Consider the following 16,162-nt stretch of genomic DNA (forward strand, 5'->3'; position numbering starts at 1 on the left):
AAGGCCTAGTGGCCGCCCATAATTTGATCGGCAGCACCAGGTTTGTCGTGCACACCAAAACGATCAACGATAGTGGCACTTGCTTCGTTTAAGCCAATGACTTCAACTTCGGCACCGTCGCGACGGAATTTTAAAACCACTTTGTCGAGTGCTCCGACGGCAGTGATATCCCAGAAGTGCGCTTTAGTTAAGTCAATCACCACTTTATCGAGAGCTTCTTTAAAGTCAAAAGAAGCGACAAACTTGTCAGCTGAACTAAAGAAAACTTGGCCAATCACTTGATAGTGACGCTCCGTACCGGCGTCATTAATAGTCGAGCCAACATGCATAAAGTGGCCAATTTTGTTGGCGAAGAACATAGCTGCAAGCAGCACCCCTACCCCTACGCCAATGGCGAGGTTGTGCGTTGCTACCACGACCACCACAGTAGTGACCATCACAATGTTGGTCGACAGCGGATGTTTACGCATTTGTCGCAACGAATCCCAACTAAAAGTACCAATCGACACCATGATCATAACCGCTACCAGCGCCGCCATTGGGATTTGCTTGAGCCACTCGTCAAGTAACACGATCATTACCATTAAGAACACGCCTGCAACGAGCGTCGACAAACGTCCCCGACCGCCAGACTTTACGTTGATCACCGACTGACCAATCATGGCACAACCCGCCATACCGCCAAACAAGCCAGCACCGATATTGGCAATACCTTGGCCGCGACATTCGCGGTTTTTATCACTGGTAGTGTCGGTGAGATCGTCAACGATAGTGGCGGTCATCATGGATTCCAGCAAGCCAACGACCGCAAGCCCCATCGAGTAGGGGAAAATAATCATCAGCGTATCGAGATTCAAGGGTACCTCTGGCCACAAGAATATCGGTAGGGTATCAGGTAAGTCGCCCATATCGCCGACGGTGCGGATATCAATATTGAAGGTAATGGCGACTGCGGTCAGACCGATAATGCAGACCAATGGTGACGGCAACAACTTGCCAATTTTCGGAACATAGGGGAACAGATAAATGATCCCTAAACCGACAGCAGTCATGGCATACACATGCCACGTCACATTGGTGAGCTCAGGTAACTGTGCCATAAAAATCAAGATCGCGAGTGCGTTGACGAAACCGGTGACGACCGAACGCGACACAAAGCGCATCAAATCACCGAGCTTAAGTACACCCATAATAATTTGCAGGACACCGGTGAGCAGCGTGGCGGCGAGTAAGTACTCAAGCCCATGCTCTTTGACCAGCGTCACCATCAACAGCGCCATTGCGCCAGTTGCTGCTGAGATCATGCCAGGACGACCACCGACAAAGGCGATGATGACCGCAATACAGAAAGAAGCGTACAAACCGACTTTCGGGTCAACACCGGCGATAATCGAAAATGCAATCGCTTCAGGAATAAGCGCCAGCGCCACTACGATACCTGCGAGCACATCGCCGCGGATATTCGCTAGCCACTGACTACGAATGGTATTCATCATGTTTTAATTCACTTTTTAGAGTTAAACGTTTATCTCTGAACGAGATCAGTCAAGCGTGCCGACTCTTGAAGAGGCAGCAAGAATAGGTGGGATTGTACGTCTAGGGTGGCGTAAGTTCTTTCATAAGGCGCGCATCATACAGAAATGCGCCGAGGTCGGCAACTTAGCTACTAATGAAGTTTCAAACGCGGACGTAAGCGGCGATTGATCACCTGCGCCAGAATATACAGCAGCGTTTTAAAATAACCATGCACCGCCACCTGATGCATTCGATAAAGCGACTTGTACATCACACGCGCTAGAAATCCCTCTACTTTCATTGAGCCTTTACTGAGACTCCCCATGAGGCTACCCACGGCCGAGTAACTTGATAACGAAACCAACGAACCGTGATCGCGGTAAACAAAAGCAGCGATTGGCTTGCCCTTGCGTTGTTGCTCTATCGCTCGATAAATGTGTGACGCCATTTGGTGTGCAGCTTGCGCTCGCGGCGGAACACGCGAACCATCGGCTTGCGTAACCGCAGCGCAGTCGCCGAGCACAAATACATTGTCATACGTTGATGTTTGTAGGGTTTCGCGGGCGATAATTTGATTATTGCGATTGTTTTCGAACCCGGTTAACTCCGCCAGAAACGGGGGCGCCTTTACACCTGCTGCCCATACCTTGATTGGCGCATGAATCGCTTCTCCAGATTTCGTATGCAGGGCTTTAGCATCAATTTCGGTCACCGCGGTTTGGGTTAAAATTCTTACCCCCAACTTTTCCAGTTCGTTGGCCGCAGAGCTGGCGATTCGCTCTGGTAAGGCCGGTAATATCCGCTCACCAGCCTCAATCAGGGTAATTTGCAATTGTTGCAGGGAAAAATCATCAAACCCATAAGCACGAATCAGTTCCGCCGACTTATGCAGCTCAGCCGCTAACTCGACTCCCGTCGCACCACCACCGACAATCGCTACGTGCAACGGCTCAGGATAACGTTTGGATTGCAGCGCCAGAAAAGTGTTCATCAAGGTGTGATGAAAACGTCGTGCCTGATGCACACTGTCAAGAAAATAACAATGTTGTGCCGCACCCAAGGTACCAAAATCGTTGGTCACCGAGCCAATCGCAAGCACTAAGGTGTCATAATGAATCACTCGTTCAGCTACAAGCTCATTGCCCTGCTCGTCAGCTATTGCTTGTAATCGGATGCACTGTTGTGCCGGCTCTACGCCAATCAAATTACCGGGTTGAAAACGAAAACCAGCGGCTGCGGCCTGGACACGATAATCGACACCATCGACATCGGCATCGAGCGCGCCAGCGGCTACCTCGTGCAGTAAGGGCTTCCAGATATGGGTGAGATTTTTATCGACCAGAGTTATTTGCACATCGGTGTTGCGCCGATAACGCTTAGCGAGGCGAGAGGCCAATTCGAGACCACCCGCTCCGCCACCTACTACTACAATATGTTGGGATTCACTCAATCGCTTAGTTTCCGCGGCTTCCACTTAGAACATCAGCTAGACTACTCTGTCCTGACTGCGGCTGCAAGACCGCACACGGGCTACCGGTATCGGCACAGCCGACACCTTGAATCCGTGAACCAATGGAACGATTGTCAAAACTACCTGAGGCATCGATTTGATCGATCAAACGGCCCAATTGGGTACGATAGAGGCTCGCATCAGCGGTTACGGTAATGCGTTCCATTGCTTGCTCTGCAGCTTGTAAGCGCTCACCTTGCTCAGATTGACCGAATTCAGTGATGGCAAGTTGCCGATTGATAGCTTTCAACTGTTTGCCTGCGTCGGCATGTCCAGTTCGCGCCAATCGCGCAAACAACGCGCCCGCCGCTGGTAAATCTTGCTCAACTACGGTGCCGGTTTGCTTTAACCGTGCCAGTGCATACATGGCACTCAAAAGATTCGCCTCGGCGGCTTCTTCTAAAAGAGGAATCGCGGCTTGCTGGTCGCTAGCGTCAGTGCTCGCGAGTAACTGCGTCGCTTTTTCATACTGCGCCGGTGCATAGCCTTTGTCTGCCGCACGGTCGAGCCATAGTTGCGCTTGCTCAGCACTTTGCTCGACCACAAAGCCACGACTATGCCAATCGGCGATCACGAACATCGCTAATGGATTACGACGACGGGTACCTTGCTCGATAAATTTTTTGGCCTTTTCTAAGTCTTGCTCTACCCCATCACCGCTGGCATAAGCAATGGCAACGACAGCTGCGGCATCGCCGCTACCTTTGCGAGCGTAGCGTTCGAGCTCGATCAATTCGCGTTCACAGTCGCCGCCTTGGCAAATGTTCACCCCTTCGGTTACGTCTGCTTGTGCAGACATTGGGCTAAGATACAGACCGGCGACCAACGCTGCTGCAATAAATGTAAGAGATGAACGAACCATTAAGCGGACTCCTTTAGATTTCCGACGCTATCACTACGCAAGAATTTAACATATGGGTCAATATCTCAACAGGATAGCGTGGTAACCATTTGTAAATGATGTTACATCATTTGTCCGAGCGGCATGCTTTGTCCATTCAAGTTCAACAAGCCTTTCGCCAGTTCAACGTCAAGTACGTAGGCATCACCTTCACTCTTCAATAAACCTTGGGTGGCGAATGAGTTGAGCATCATTGCTGCCTGTTGGGTGGCCATTTGTTCGAGCTGCTCAGCATCCATCTGCGCAGCTTGTCCATTGGCTTCAAGCATGGTGATGACATAGGTTTTCGCCAGCCACACGGCAAGTGGTTTAGCAATATCCATATGCGCCGTTGCTTGCATATTTTCCATGACAAATTGCTCATTTAACTGCGCAGGAACTTGTTCAAGTTCAGCCAGCCCCATGCGCATCGATGCATTCATGGTGCCTTGCTCCATCGTGAAGCCCATATCACTGATAGCAAATTCCGGCTGCGCCATGAGCAATGCTTCTTTGTGGGTTTCAACCAAATTCGTCATCGCCTGCACCAGAACTTCAGGATCTTCCTCACCCACAGTGTCTTTAATCACGTCGAGGTAAGCATCGATAAATGGCTTACTGATATTATTGATTTCGGTGTGCGAACGTATCGCCGTTACTTCAATGCCACCGGCGACCACTTGCTCCGCGCCGTAGCCCATGTGGACGTGCGCCAAGCTACCGTCTTCACTAACTTGCAAGGCAATATCACTGGTCAGCTGGCTCATGGTAAAGAGTGATTCTTCAGCCGCCGAAACTTGTGTTTGACCAATGGTAAAGGTCATATCCAATGGATAAAAATCGCCGGCAATCATGGTCCGTAAATCGGCGTTACCGACAGCTTCAATGACCATCGCATTGAGTTCGACCGCATAGGCATCGGCAATATTCATGGTCAATTGTTCGTAATTTCCCTGATACGCGAGCGTCTCCGATTGGTAACTACCGTCACCGCGGTATTCGCTCAGTGCAAAGTTTAACTCAGGGATTGCTTCGGTACTCGCCAAACGCGGGATATAATCTTGATACGTGGCGGTACCACCTAATGAAACAGTGCCTTGCTGCAAATAGAGTGGCTGTTGCTGATCCCACTCAACGTAAGCCTCTAACCCAGCACCGGAAACCTTTGCCTGCCAAGCGGCAAGCCCAGCGCTGAAACCATTATCGGTAAGCACAGGACCATGCTGAATCGATAAGTCAATGTCTGTCGCTACTGACTCTGCCGTCGGATCAGCAAGTAGCGTCGCCAGGTCGAGACCCACGCGGATGACTGCATTTGAACTAAACCAACCACGCTCAAAACTGACAACTTCAGCGCTGTAGCCCGGTTGCTCTTGATCAAACAGCTGCACGTATTCACGCACATTCGATTCGGCTTGCGAGCCAATAAAGTAGGGGCTGGCAAACAGTCCACCGATAACCACTACTGCGCCAATGGCGATTCCTTTTTTGCTCATTTTGTTTCGTTCCGTAGCTTGTTGTAAAAAGGTTATGCTAGCGTATCGAGCTTTATTATTCGAGGACTAAAGTGTAACGATTTCGCTTTTTTTAATGTTCTGTTCATCCTCTGCACAAGAACTATTCAGCTGCCATTCGTAAGCTATGCCGACACCATCAACGAGTGGAGTTCGATTATGAAAACATTTTCACTGAGTATGATTACCCTGAGTTTAACTGTTCTCGCTGCGGCAAATGCCGCTGCGAAAGACGCCGAAGCACTGGCCGCAGCCAATGCCAAACTGCTTGAACAAACCACCGGCAAAGGATTTGGCCCACAGTCACCGCGCGATCTCGAGCAACTTGACGGTGCGAATTCTCGCGCCTTCAGTGCAGCGCCAGATCATGACGAAATGAACTTATGTAACATCCATTTTCACAAAAATGCGGAGCATAAAGGTGGCGAGTTCACCACTTTTGCAGGCTACGGCGATGGCACTGGCTTCAACACCGGTTATGTCTATAACGGCGAGCTGAGTGACGAACACTTAACCGCGGTCGAACACAACATTTGCGCGGGTCCAGGTGGCAGTCTGCAAGCTGGTGATACCATCGAGGCTCACTATGTCTTCACCAGTGCGCAGGTAAATCCGGGACCAACTTTGGGCGCTTGCCTAAGTGAAAGCACCATGAATCCGCAATTGCGGGTTGAAGGGCAAGTCTATGTGCTAGTCAACGACAGTGATGCGCTTGATTTTAACGAGTTGGCAGCATTCGCTACCGTCGATGGCTATGTGCAACCGCTGAACATTCCAACCGACACTGGTGACCCGATTCAGTACGCTGGCTCAACCACAGGCCCTGCCTACAACGAGAAGGGCTCGCCATTAAAAGTCAGCTGGAGCGTGCGCTCACAGGTCGCCTACGTGGATATCCACAGCGTCGGCAAGTGGTGTGAAGGTAACGTCTTTAACGAGACTGCGGCACACGGTGTACGTAACCTTGTCACCCATCCAGAACTGATTTCTGATATCGATTAATCAACAGCGCACAAGCGGTATCCACTGCCGCGCAAAGTCACAATTTGTACCTGACTTTGCGCGGCAGTGAGCTTACTGCGGAGGCGACTAATGTAAACATCGACAATGTTGGTGAGCGGATCTTTGTGGGTGTTCCATACCCGCGACAAGATCTGCTCACGACTTACCACCTTGCCCGCCACACTCAGCAGATAACTCAACAATTCAAACTCAAGTTTGGTCAAGCGCAGCGGCATGTCGTTGACGCGCGCTTGGCGCTGGCTTTTATCTAGGGTCACATCACACCATTGTTGGGCATCATCCGCTTGCGGTTGGGCCTGCGCACGTCGCGCAAGGACTTCAATCCGCGCCAGCAGCTCTTCAAAATCAAACGGCTTGGCAAGATAATCATCCGCCCCCAAGCGCAAACCTTTGACCCGCTCTTCCACTTCACTCAAGGCGGACAACAACAGCACCGCACTGTTTGGCGCTCGCTGTTTAAGTAATGCCAGTAACGCCGTACTGTCCTCGTCGGCAAACATCCGATCGAGCACAATCACATCGGGTTGCAGTTGCTGAGCCAAGGGTACCACCTCATGTAACGCTGCGGTCGTCGCGCAATTGAAACCTTCCGCGCGCAGTCCACGCTCGAGAAAACTCAGCACCGGGCGTTCATCATCTGCTAACAATACCAACATTAAGCGTCCACCTCCTTCATTGCAGGTAAGAGTATGGTAAAGGTACTCCCTTGACCTAATTTTGAAACGACGGTGATTTCACCACCATGCGCTTCAACAATGGTTTTAGCAATCGCCAGACCTAAGCCAGTTCCTTTGCTCGAGCGCCGGATGCGAACAAAACGCTCGAAAATTCGCTGCGTATCATGCGGCGCGATACCCTCACCCTGATCGCTCACGGCAATGCTCAGGTGCGCATCGCTCACCTGTGCTGCTATCTGCAACGGACTCCCACTGGGCGAATACTTAATCGCGTTATCTAACAGAATACCCAGCGCTTGACTCATTCGCTCGGCGTCAAAATGTAACAGCTGATCACCGAGCTCCAGCGCAATCTGCCAGTCGCGTTCGGGCTCAATCCGTTGCCAATGTTCGAGTTGCTTACGCAACCAAGATTTAAGCTGTTGCGGTTCACGTTCGAGCAGCATTGCCCCGCTGTCGGTGCGCGCCAACAGTAACAGATCATCGACCAGCTGGCTTAACTGCAACGCCTGCTGTAGCATCGATTGCAAAGCCTCACGATAGGTCTCAGTATTGACCTCTGACTGTCGCAGTAACACCTGTGCCTCGCCGCGAATAATCGTCAATGGTGTGCGTAACTCATGGCTGACATCCGCTAAAAATTGGCGACGTTGATTATCCAACGCCCGTAATTGATGGTTTGCCGCGACCAATTCCTGAGTGCGCTGTTCGACTTCTCGTGCCAAGCGCTGCTGGGACTCGGCGGCAAGCTGTTCATGTTCCGCCAAGCGCTCGCCAAGTAAATTGAAAGTTGTCATCACCGCCTTGAATTCGCGGTCTAAATCAGTTGCCACGCGAATGTCGTAGCGCCCAGCAACCAAGGTGTCTGCGGCTTGTTTGATATGCTCTAGCGGTTGGTAGAGTTGGCGAAATAGCCACGCACAGCCCCAAATGACAAAAGGCAAAAACACAGCGGCGAAGGCTACACTGGACCAAATAAGCGCTGAGTTCAGCGTTTCAATACTTGAGTTCAGCGCCGATACCACACGACTTTGCCGTTCAGTGGCGGTGTTAATAGCTTCACGAAACTGGTTATCAATAGTGGCCTCGAGAAGGATTTGCAAACGCGCTCGCTGCGCCAACGGAGTTTCACTTTCGGTTCGTGCAATGGTGCGAAACTCTTCGACAATACTGAACAACAGAGCCTCTAGTGCGTCGGTATCTTCAATACTGCCCTCGGTCGCTGATTCGCCAAGTGATTCGCGTTGTTCTTGCTCTAATGTCCGTATTCGTGCCAGCGATTGATTGATCAAATCCTGTTTATTGCGCACCTCCGCCTGATTAGCATTCTCGCCGAAAATTAACTCGTCAGTCAGTTGCTTAAATAGCCGATAAGAAATGCTCGACAACTGCTGATGCTCCACCAACAAGCTTTGCGCAATAAAACTTTGGCGTAAATTGGCTTTAGTCAGGGTGGCAGAAATGGCGGCCATCGCCAACGCCATCAAGACCACGACGACCACAATGGCGCCAAATAAATAGAGCTTGGTTCGATACACTTGAGAACTCCGCTGTTTTTGCGTGATTACGCTCTATTTTGCCGGAAAGGTTCACATTTACCAGTTGATCTTTTTCGTAAGTCAAAACGATACTGATGCTGGTAAACAGGAGAATTCAAATGTGGCGTGTTGTTTTTATCATTCTTCTCATAGCTTCATTAGGTGCGTGTTCAAGTAGTGATTGGCGCAATGCTTCGAGAGATCCTGCGGGGCTTGCAGTCGATCCGGCGGTTGAGCGAGCGGCAGTGATTGAGGCCTATGCCGCGGATGCATTTGGCTGGCGCGGTTGGTTCGCTGTGCACACGTGGCTTGCGGTGAAACCAGAGAATGCGGATACCTACACCGTATACGAAGTCGTTGGTTGGCGAGTAAACAGCGGTCAGCCAGCACTTCGTATCTACCAGACCAAAACACCTGACCGCTATTGGTATGGGGCGAAGCCGGAGAAACTACTATCGGTACAAGGTGCAGAGGCTGCTCGTCTGATTCCACAAATCGCCGAGGCCAGTCAACGCTATCCGTGGGCCCACGAGTATCAAGCAGTCCCCGGGCCGAACAGCAACACCTTTCCGGCGTGGATTGCTCTACAGTTTCCTGAGCTAGGATTAGAGTTGCCGTTCAGTGCGATCGGTAGCGGCTACGCCGACAATGACCCGGCACTCGCTAATTAAATAGGGTCGCGTGCCAAACTGATGTCGGCGAGATCATCAAAAACGCAGACCCGGTCGCGTCCAGCACCTTTGGCTTGGTAAAGCGCAGTGTCGGCATCGTGCAACGCAAGCTCAATTGACGAAACATTTAAGTCGACGTCGGTCACCCCAATACTCACAGTTACGCTCAGATTTTCAGTGGCGTTCGCTGCAACCTTGATCGCATGCACTTGCTGACGAATGGTCTCGGCGATCGCCTCGGCACTGGTGACCGAAGTCCGGTAAAGTAATACCACAAACTCCTCGCCACCGAAGCGAGCAACGACGTCTTGCGAACGGCAGGAGTCTCGCAGTAGTTGTGCAATTTCGACCAATACCTTGTCACCGAGCTGATGCCCATAGGTATCATTTACCTGCTTGAAATCATCAAGGTCAATCGCTAACATCGCCATCGGAATATCTTGGTTTTTGGCTTTTTCCAGCAGTTCGTTAGCACGACGGTAAAAGTAGCGGCGATTGTACAAGCCGGTCAGTGGGTCGGTTTGTGCCTCGATACGCAATTGCTCTTGGCTCGCCTTGACTTGCTCCAGCATCTTGATGCGGTAGGCCACGATAAACGCCAACATTAGGGCTTCGAGCATAATGCCGATACCCACGCCATGCTTGGTGATGTAGCTAAAGTCGAGTATCGATTTGTAGTACAGCACGGCGAGTGCGTTAAAAATGAAAAAGAAACTATGGCCGAAAAGAAAATAAATCGCGAGTGGGTGGCCTTTACGCCAAATGGACACCCCAACGGAAAGCGTAATGACGATCATAATAGCGGCAATAGTGCTGGCATAACTTAGCGCGGCAACGATATCAAAGATGCCGTAGATAAAGTCAGCTACCAGAATAGCGAGTAGCACAAGTAGCACTTTATGCTCGGTGGGAAAGCTTCTTTTGCTGTCAAAAATGGCGGTCATGAATAACACCAGGAAGGCCCCCATTCCCATTAATGCCAAGTGAAATTGCAAAGCGACATCGCCAAACAAGCCAAACAAATTCCCAAGTAAACCATAGGAGAGCGCAATCCAAACCGCGCCAGAGATCAAATATAACGCATAGTAAACGTTATCAATTGAGCGCGATGAGAAGTACAGCAGAAAGTTAAAAATAATCAGCGCCAGCAGGATGCCAACCATTAACGCAATATCCAGCATCGTCCCAGCGAGCGCATCGCGCGAGTTGTTCTCGTCATAGACATTGATGGCAAACCATTGATGCGAGTAGGACCAGCTATGCACATAAAAGGTTGCCGTTGTGCCAGCCGCCAATTCGGTGTCGTAAACCGCCTGCTCACGCACCATGTTAGGATGTTGGTCGATGTCGTTCAGCTCGATTGCAACACGATTGACCAAGGCACCGTCATTGAGCTCGTAAAAACTCACAGCACGATTGTGATACGCCTCGGGAAAATGAATGAAGACACGACGACTCTGATCACTATTGTTGTGTAACGCAAAGCGCACCCACACCGATTTAGCTTCGGTACCGAGCGCGAGCCTGCTCTGGTAGGGTGTAAACGTGAGCGACTTGACCTCACTCAGCGACATATCTGCGCGCGGCGCAATGGTATACTCAAGCGGAAAGTTTTCCAGTTTGATGGGTGCTGACGTGAGAGTGCTTACCGGCACATCCGCCTGCGCTGAGGCACTATACGCCAACATCCATAAGCTTGCACAGCCGATCACGAACCAGCTAAGCTGGCGAAGCAGTTGAGTCATGTAGAAAAGTCTTTGCGGTTTGATTAATTATTATTGTCTGACAAGCGTAATACATAAACACAAATTAATCCACGCAGACGCGACTGGTTAAAATGTGGGATAATGCGCCCATCAACACTTAAGCAGCGCAGCGTTATGGAAATCAAAGTTAACTTTCTCGACAATCTTCGGCTCGAAGCGAAATTCGATGACTTCACCGTGATTACGGATCAACCGATTCGTTATAAAGGCGATGGTTCAGCACCTAGCCCGTTCGACTATTTTCTTGCCTCATCGGCGATGTGCGCAGCCTACTTTGTCAAAGTCTATTGTGTGTCGCGGAATATTCCGACTGAAAACATTCGCTTAGCACAAAACAACATTGTTGATCCGGAGAATCGCTACAACCAGATCTTTAAGATCCAAGTTGAGTTGCCCGACGATATTTCCGAAAAAGACCGCCAAGGTATTCTGCGCTCCATTGACCGTTGTACGGTCAAAAAGGTCGTCCAAACCGGTCCTGAATTTCAAATTGAAGTCGTCGAAAGCCTCGATGAAGACGCCCAAGCATTGTTACTTGGTGCGCCAGCGGATGGTGAGAAGACCTATATCGAAGGGAAAGATTTGCCGCTCGAAGATACCATCGCCAACATGACCGCGATGCTTGAATCATTGGGCATGAAAATCGAAATAGCCTCGTGGCGTAATATCGTCCCGCATGTGTGGTCGCTGCATATTCGTGATGCTGCCTCACCGATGTGTTTCACCAACGGCAAAGGCGCTAGCAAAGAAGCAGCGCTAGCCTCAGCCTTGGGTGAATTTATCGAGCGCTTGAGCTGTAACTTCTTTTATAACGACCAGTTTTTCGGTGCCGAGCTAGCTGCTGCAGATTTCGTGCATTATCCCAATGAAAAATGGTTTGCCTTGTGTGATGACGATGCCCTGCCAGATGGATTGCTCGATGACTACACCTTAGCTATTTATAATCCTGACGGCGAATTACAGGGCTCGCATCTGGTCGATACCAATTCAGGTAATGTTGAGCGCGGCATCTGCGCTTTACCCTTTGTGCGCCACAGCGATGGCGAGACGGTATACTTTCCATCGAATTTGATCGAAAACCTGTATTTGAGTAATGGTATGAGCGCCGGTAACACCCTTGCCGAAGCCCAAGTCCAGTGCTTATCAGAGATTTTCGAACGCGCCGTGAAAAAGCAAATTATTGAGCAAGAAATTGTGCTGCCTGACGTGCCTGCCGCCGTTCTTGCCCGTTATCCACACTTGGTCGAAGGCGTGCAAGCACTCGAAGCGCAGGGCTACCCGGTGTTAGTCAAAGACGCCTCGTTAGGTGGTCAGTTCCCTGTTGCTTGCGTGACCTTAATGAACCCCCGCACCGGCGGTGTCTTCGCCTCGTTTGGCGCGCACCCAAGCATGGCCGTTGCCATCGAACGCGGCCTCACTGAGCTGCTACAAGGACGCAGTTTTGAAGGTTTGAATGATCTACCGCCACCAACGTTCAATAGCATGGAAGTCAGCGAACCCAACAACTTTGTCGAGCATTTTATCGATTCATCTGGGGTCATCTCTTGGCGCTTTTTCAGTGCCAAGCACGACTATGACTTTGTCGATTGGGATTTCAGTGGCGATCACCACGACAGCAACCAACAAGAAGCCGAAACCTTATTTGCCATTTTGGCTGACATGGGTAAAGAGGTGTATCAAATGGTACACACCGACCTCGGCGCACCGGTGGTGCGCATGTTAGTGCCGGATTATTCCGAGGTTTACCCAATTGAAGACCTGATTTGGGACAACACTAATAAAGCACTCGCCTACCGCGAAGACATTCTCAACCTTCACCGCCTTGATGAGGCTGCGCTCACTGATCTAGTCGAACGCTTAGAAGATAGCCAACTCGATAATTACATCGATATCATCACCTTGATCGGCGTTGAGTTTGATGAAAATACCGTGTGGGGTCAGCTTACGATTCTGGAATTGAAACTACTGATCTATCTCGCACTCGGACGCCACGAAGACGCACTCGACTGCGTTGAGATGTTCTTGCAATACAATGACAACACCGTGGCGCGGCAGTTGTTTTATCGTGCGATGCAGGCGGCGCTAGAGATTGAGTTAGACGATGAGCTGGAGCTGGCTGACTTTGAGCTTAATTTACGTCGCATGTACGGTGAAGACACCATGGACGCGGTGCTTGGCTCGGTGCAAGGGACGGTACGCTTTGCTGGTTTAACGCCCACAGATATGAATTTAACCGGCCTCGACCGCCATCAACGTCTACTCGAAAGCTACCGTAAATTGCACGCGGCACGCGCTCGAATTGCCAAAGGCTAACACCGAGCAGAATCACTTCTGCTCGGTGAGCGTTACTAATGCTAACGGTCAGAGCGTGTCGGTGCGGTTTGTGCTCGAATAAACGCACGGGTGTCTTTGAGCAAGGCAATGCGTGCCGGCTCATGCACATACATCATATGCCCCCCATGGTAATAGTGATACACGATGTCTTCTTGCGCGATGCCATGACGATTCAGGGTGTATTCGGCATCAAAGAATGGCGTGACCAAGTCGTAATAACCTGAACCCACCATCACTTTCAACACCGGATTACTGCGCAGTACGTCAGCCAAATCTGGCGCCGTATTCACGTAATGCGGCTCCCACGAACGCCCCTCTGGTAACGGACTCCAACGCCATTTGCCCGATAACTCTGGATCAGCAGGGTTCAAATAAGCACGATTCCAGTCGATGCCTAAATCGTTACGCATGTAATGCATTAGCGCCGCTTTGTAAGCTGGCGAAATCACCCGCGCTGCATCACCTGCAGGCCGCGCTGCGACATCATCACGCTCATCAAGGGTGTAACGACTATCCAGCAGGCCTACCGCGATGCCTTCATCACGGCGCAGCTCCTTGGCAAAACGGAACGCATTGATACGTAGGTCAACGCGCTCAATATATTCCTTGCTCAGACCAGTGAAACCTTGCAGTTGACTGACAAGTTCAGCACGTTTTTCAGCACTCAACAAATTGCCTTGGAACAAGGCTGGTAATAGCTCATTGGTTGCGAAGTCGCGGCTGTCTTGAATAAAAGCTTCAAAATCACCTGAGTTATCGACCTTACCGTGATACCACGCCGTTGCCGCCATGGTCGGTACGTAGGTAATGTACGAGATAATATTGTCGTCGACATAAGGCGTTGAGCCTTGATAATCCAGCGCTTGCGAGACAAACACTATGCCATTGACGTTAATCACATAATCATCGAGCAAGACCTTCGCCACCGCCGCTGCACGCGTGGTACCAAAGCTCTCACCCAAGAGGATCACCGGCGAATTCCAACGATTGTTGGCGGTCAGCCACTCGGCAATAAATGCCGCCATCGAATGGGCGTCTTCGGTCAGCCCCCAAAAGTCTTCTTTCTTGCCTTTGCCAATGGCACGTGAGAATCCCGTACCCACAGGATCCACAAACACCATATCGGTGGTATCGAGAATGGTTTCTGGTGCATCTTTTAACGTGTAGGGCGCAACGCCAGGATGCTCGGCATCACTTGGCACCACGATACGCTTCGGACCATAACCGCCCATATGCAACCAGGTTGAAGACGAACCCGGACCACCATTCCAGACGAAAGTCACCGGACGATTGTTATCACTCTCGACCACATAATCAAATGAGAAAATCGCCGCCGTTGGCTCACCTTCACCATTGCGAATATAAGTTTCACCCGCATCAACGGTGTAAGTTAAACGCTCACCGTTAAAGGTACCTTTGTGCTCACTACGAAAGCGCGTCGGCGCCGGTACTGGCTGCTCAGCAGTTGCTTGTGGTTCGTTTGCTTCAGCTTGCGCTAACACGCTAATCGGCAGACTCAGCAACGCTGCAAGCGCCACCATTGCCAATGAGAAATTGCATGATTTCACGGTCGTTGTTCCTTTGGGTTTTCTTGCAAGGTCAATCTGGACAGGTTACCACAAATTGGAAAAACAAAACTACGCGGAGGCGATATTGGTGGCCCCTCCCAGATTTGAACTGGGGACCAACCGATTATGAGTCGGCTGCTCTAACCACTGAGCTAAGGGGCCATACAAGGTAGGCGTTAATCCCATGGGATTAACGAAGCGGGCGCAAGTATATGAAATTTCGGCCCGCTTGTCATGACCCCGAAGGGTAGAAATTACAGTTTAATGTTGTAGAACTTGGCGGCGTTGCGCGCAAACACTTTGTCGATGGCGTCGGCGTCATCGAGTGCTTCGCAGACGGTGTCGATGTCGGTGACATTGAACGGACGCTCAGCGCGATTTGAAGGCAAGTCGGTGCCAAACATCAAGCAGTCAGGATTGGTTTGGTATAACGCTTTGACGGCTTCGCTGACATTGACTTCGGTGCGACCGAAACCGCTGGCTTTGATATGCACGCCCGCTTCAGCGAGTTTGCGTACTTGCGACAAGCCAGAGCGTGCCATGCCCAGATGGTCGACTGACGCTTTCGGTAGCTTCACCAGCTTCGGCACGATCTCATCAAGTTCGCGGCTATCGACATACATTTCGAGGTGCCAACCAGCCAAGTCCCAAATACGTGTACCAAAATCAACCAGGTTATCCAAGCCGCTCACGACACCACGCTTTAAGTTAACGCGGATGCCACGTACGCCCATGTCGCGCAACGACAAGATGCGTTCGTCGGACACCGTGCTCGGTAAGTTTGTGATCGCCACAAACTGGTCACCTAGTTGTTCCAACGCAGGCTTGAGGTATTTTTGGTCGAACCCTTGAGAAGAGCCAGACACCACCACGCCACCCACGATGGGTAAATCACGAGTACGATGCTGATAATCCTCGACCGAAAACGGTGGCGGTAAAAAGCCTTGGTTTTCGATCAACGGGAACGCATCGTTATAGATGTGCAAATGCGCATCGATAATCCGACGAGGTTGTAACTTTTCTGACGTTTTCTCAACCGAATGAGTCATAAAGTATCCTTTTCAGCGAAATTAAGACCACCTTAACAAATTTGGCGGCTTATTTCACATCAGCGACATTTATAGTCACCACAGGTGAATTATAAAAAAGCCCCGCAAGCATTGCTG

General features: G+C 50.6%; 12 protein-coding genes and 1 tRNA gene. 3 read left to right on the plus strand and 10 right to left on the minus strand.

Going from position 1 to position 16,162, the window contains the following annotated elements; genetic code table 11:
* Window positions 1-5: 5 nt before the first annotated feature.
* The 4 genes from IDAT_RS09025 to IDAT_RS09040 form a co-directional block, all read right to left on the minus strand.
* Window positions 6-1,496, minus strand: a complete 1,491-nt coding sequence (locus IDAT_RS09025; RefSeq protein WP_034732995.1) for a SulP family inorganic anion transporter — start codon at window positions 1,494-1,496, stop codon at window positions 6-8.
* Between the two features lie 170 nt (window positions 1,497-1,666).
* Window positions 1,667-2,965, minus strand: a complete 1,299-nt coding sequence (locus IDAT_RS09030) for an NAD(P)/FAD-dependent oxidoreductase (protein WP_034733141.1) — start codon at window positions 2,963-2,965, stop codon at window positions 1,667-1,669.
* Window positions 2,966-2,969: 4 nt separating this feature from the next.
* Window positions 2,970-3,887 carry a tetratricopeptide repeat protein gene (locus IDAT_RS09035; protein ID WP_034732997.1) on the minus strand — a complete coding sequence of 306 codons (918 nt, stop codon included), beginning with the start codon at window positions 3,885-3,887 and terminating at the stop codon, window positions 2,970-2,972.
* A gap of 101 nt (window positions 3,888-3,988) precedes the next feature.
* Window positions 3,989-5,401, minus strand: coding sequence for a YdgA family protein (locus IDAT_RS09040; protein ID WP_034732998.1), 1,413 nt, complete (start codon window positions 5,399-5,401; stop codon window positions 3,989-3,991).
* A gap of 177 nt (window positions 5,402-5,578) precedes the next feature.
* Between IDAT_RS09040 and IDAT_RS09045 the strand changes: the two genes are divergently transcribed.
* Complete coding sequence (locus IDAT_RS09045) at window positions 5,579-6,421, plus strand: delta-class carbonic anhydrase (protein WP_034732999.1); 843 nt, start codon at window positions 5,579-5,581, stop codon at window positions 6,419-6,421.
* Here IDAT_RS09045 and IDAT_RS09050 read toward each other — a convergent pair.
* Window positions 6,418-7,098: a response regulator transcription factor gene (locus IDAT_RS09050; RefSeq protein WP_034733000.1), complete on the minus strand. Its 681-nt coding sequence runs from the start codon at window positions 7,096-7,098 to the stop codon at window positions 6,418-6,420. The genes IDAT_RS09045 and IDAT_RS09050 overlap by 4 nt on opposite strands.
* Window positions 7,098-8,657 carry a sensor histidine kinase gene (locus IDAT_RS09055; protein WP_034733002.1) on the minus strand — a complete coding sequence of 520 codons (1,560 nt, stop codon included), beginning with the start codon at window positions 8,655-8,657 and terminating at the stop codon, window positions 7,098-7,100. Before IDAT_RS09055 ends, IDAT_RS09050 begins: the two co-directional genes overlap by 1 nt.
* A gap of 119 nt (window positions 8,658-8,776) precedes the next feature.
* Between IDAT_RS09055 and IDAT_RS09060 the strand changes: the two genes are divergently transcribed.
* The gene (locus IDAT_RS09060; protein ID WP_034733003.1) at window positions 8,777-9,328 is read left to right on the plus strand and encodes a DUF3750 domain-containing protein; all 552 of its coding nucleotides are present in this window, start codon (window positions 8,777-8,779) and stop codon (window positions 9,326-9,328) included.
* Here IDAT_RS09060 and IDAT_RS09065 read toward each other — a convergent pair.
* Window positions 9,325-11,073, minus strand: a complete 1,749-nt coding sequence (locus tag IDAT_RS09065; protein ID WP_051986677.1) for a sensor domain-containing diguanylate cyclase — start codon at window positions 11,071-11,073, stop codon at window positions 9,325-9,327. The genes IDAT_RS09060 and IDAT_RS09065 overlap by 4 nt on opposite strands.
* A gap of 135 nt (window positions 11,074-11,208) precedes the next feature.
* Between IDAT_RS09065 and IDAT_RS09070 the strand changes: the two genes are divergently transcribed.
* Window positions 11,209-13,407, plus strand: a complete 2,199-nt coding sequence (locus IDAT_RS09070) for an OsmC domain/YcaO domain-containing protein (RefSeq protein WP_034733005.1) — start codon at window positions 11,209-11,211, stop codon at window positions 13,405-13,407.
* A gap of 41 nt (window positions 13,408-13,448) precedes the next feature.
* Here IDAT_RS09070 and IDAT_RS09075 read toward each other — a convergent pair whose 3' ends face one another.
* From IDAT_RS09075 to IDAT_RS09085, 3 genes are all read right to left on the minus strand, one after another.
* Window positions 13,449-14,996 carry a S10 family peptidase gene (locus IDAT_RS09075; protein WP_244441628.1) on the minus strand — a complete coding sequence of 516 codons (1,548 nt, stop codon included), beginning with the start codon at window positions 14,994-14,996 and terminating at the stop codon, window positions 13,449-13,451.
* Between the two features lie 86 nt (window positions 14,997-15,082).
* Window positions 15,083-15,158 (minus strand) — tRNA-Ile (locus IDAT_RS09080).
* Between the two features lie 92 nt (window positions 15,159-15,250).
* On the minus strand, window positions 15,251-16,045 hold the full coding sequence (locus IDAT_RS09085) for an amidohydrolase family protein (RefSeq protein ID WP_051986678.1): 795 nt from the start codon (window positions 16,043-16,045) through the stop codon (window positions 15,251-15,253).
* Window positions 16,046-16,162: the final 117 nt, after the last annotated feature.

Origin of the sequence: Pseudidiomarina atlantica (assembly GCF_000753735.1) — a bacterium.
Lineage (GTDB): Bacteria > Pseudomonadota > Gammaproteobacteria > Enterobacterales > Alteromonadaceae > Pseudidiomarina > Pseudidiomarina atlantica.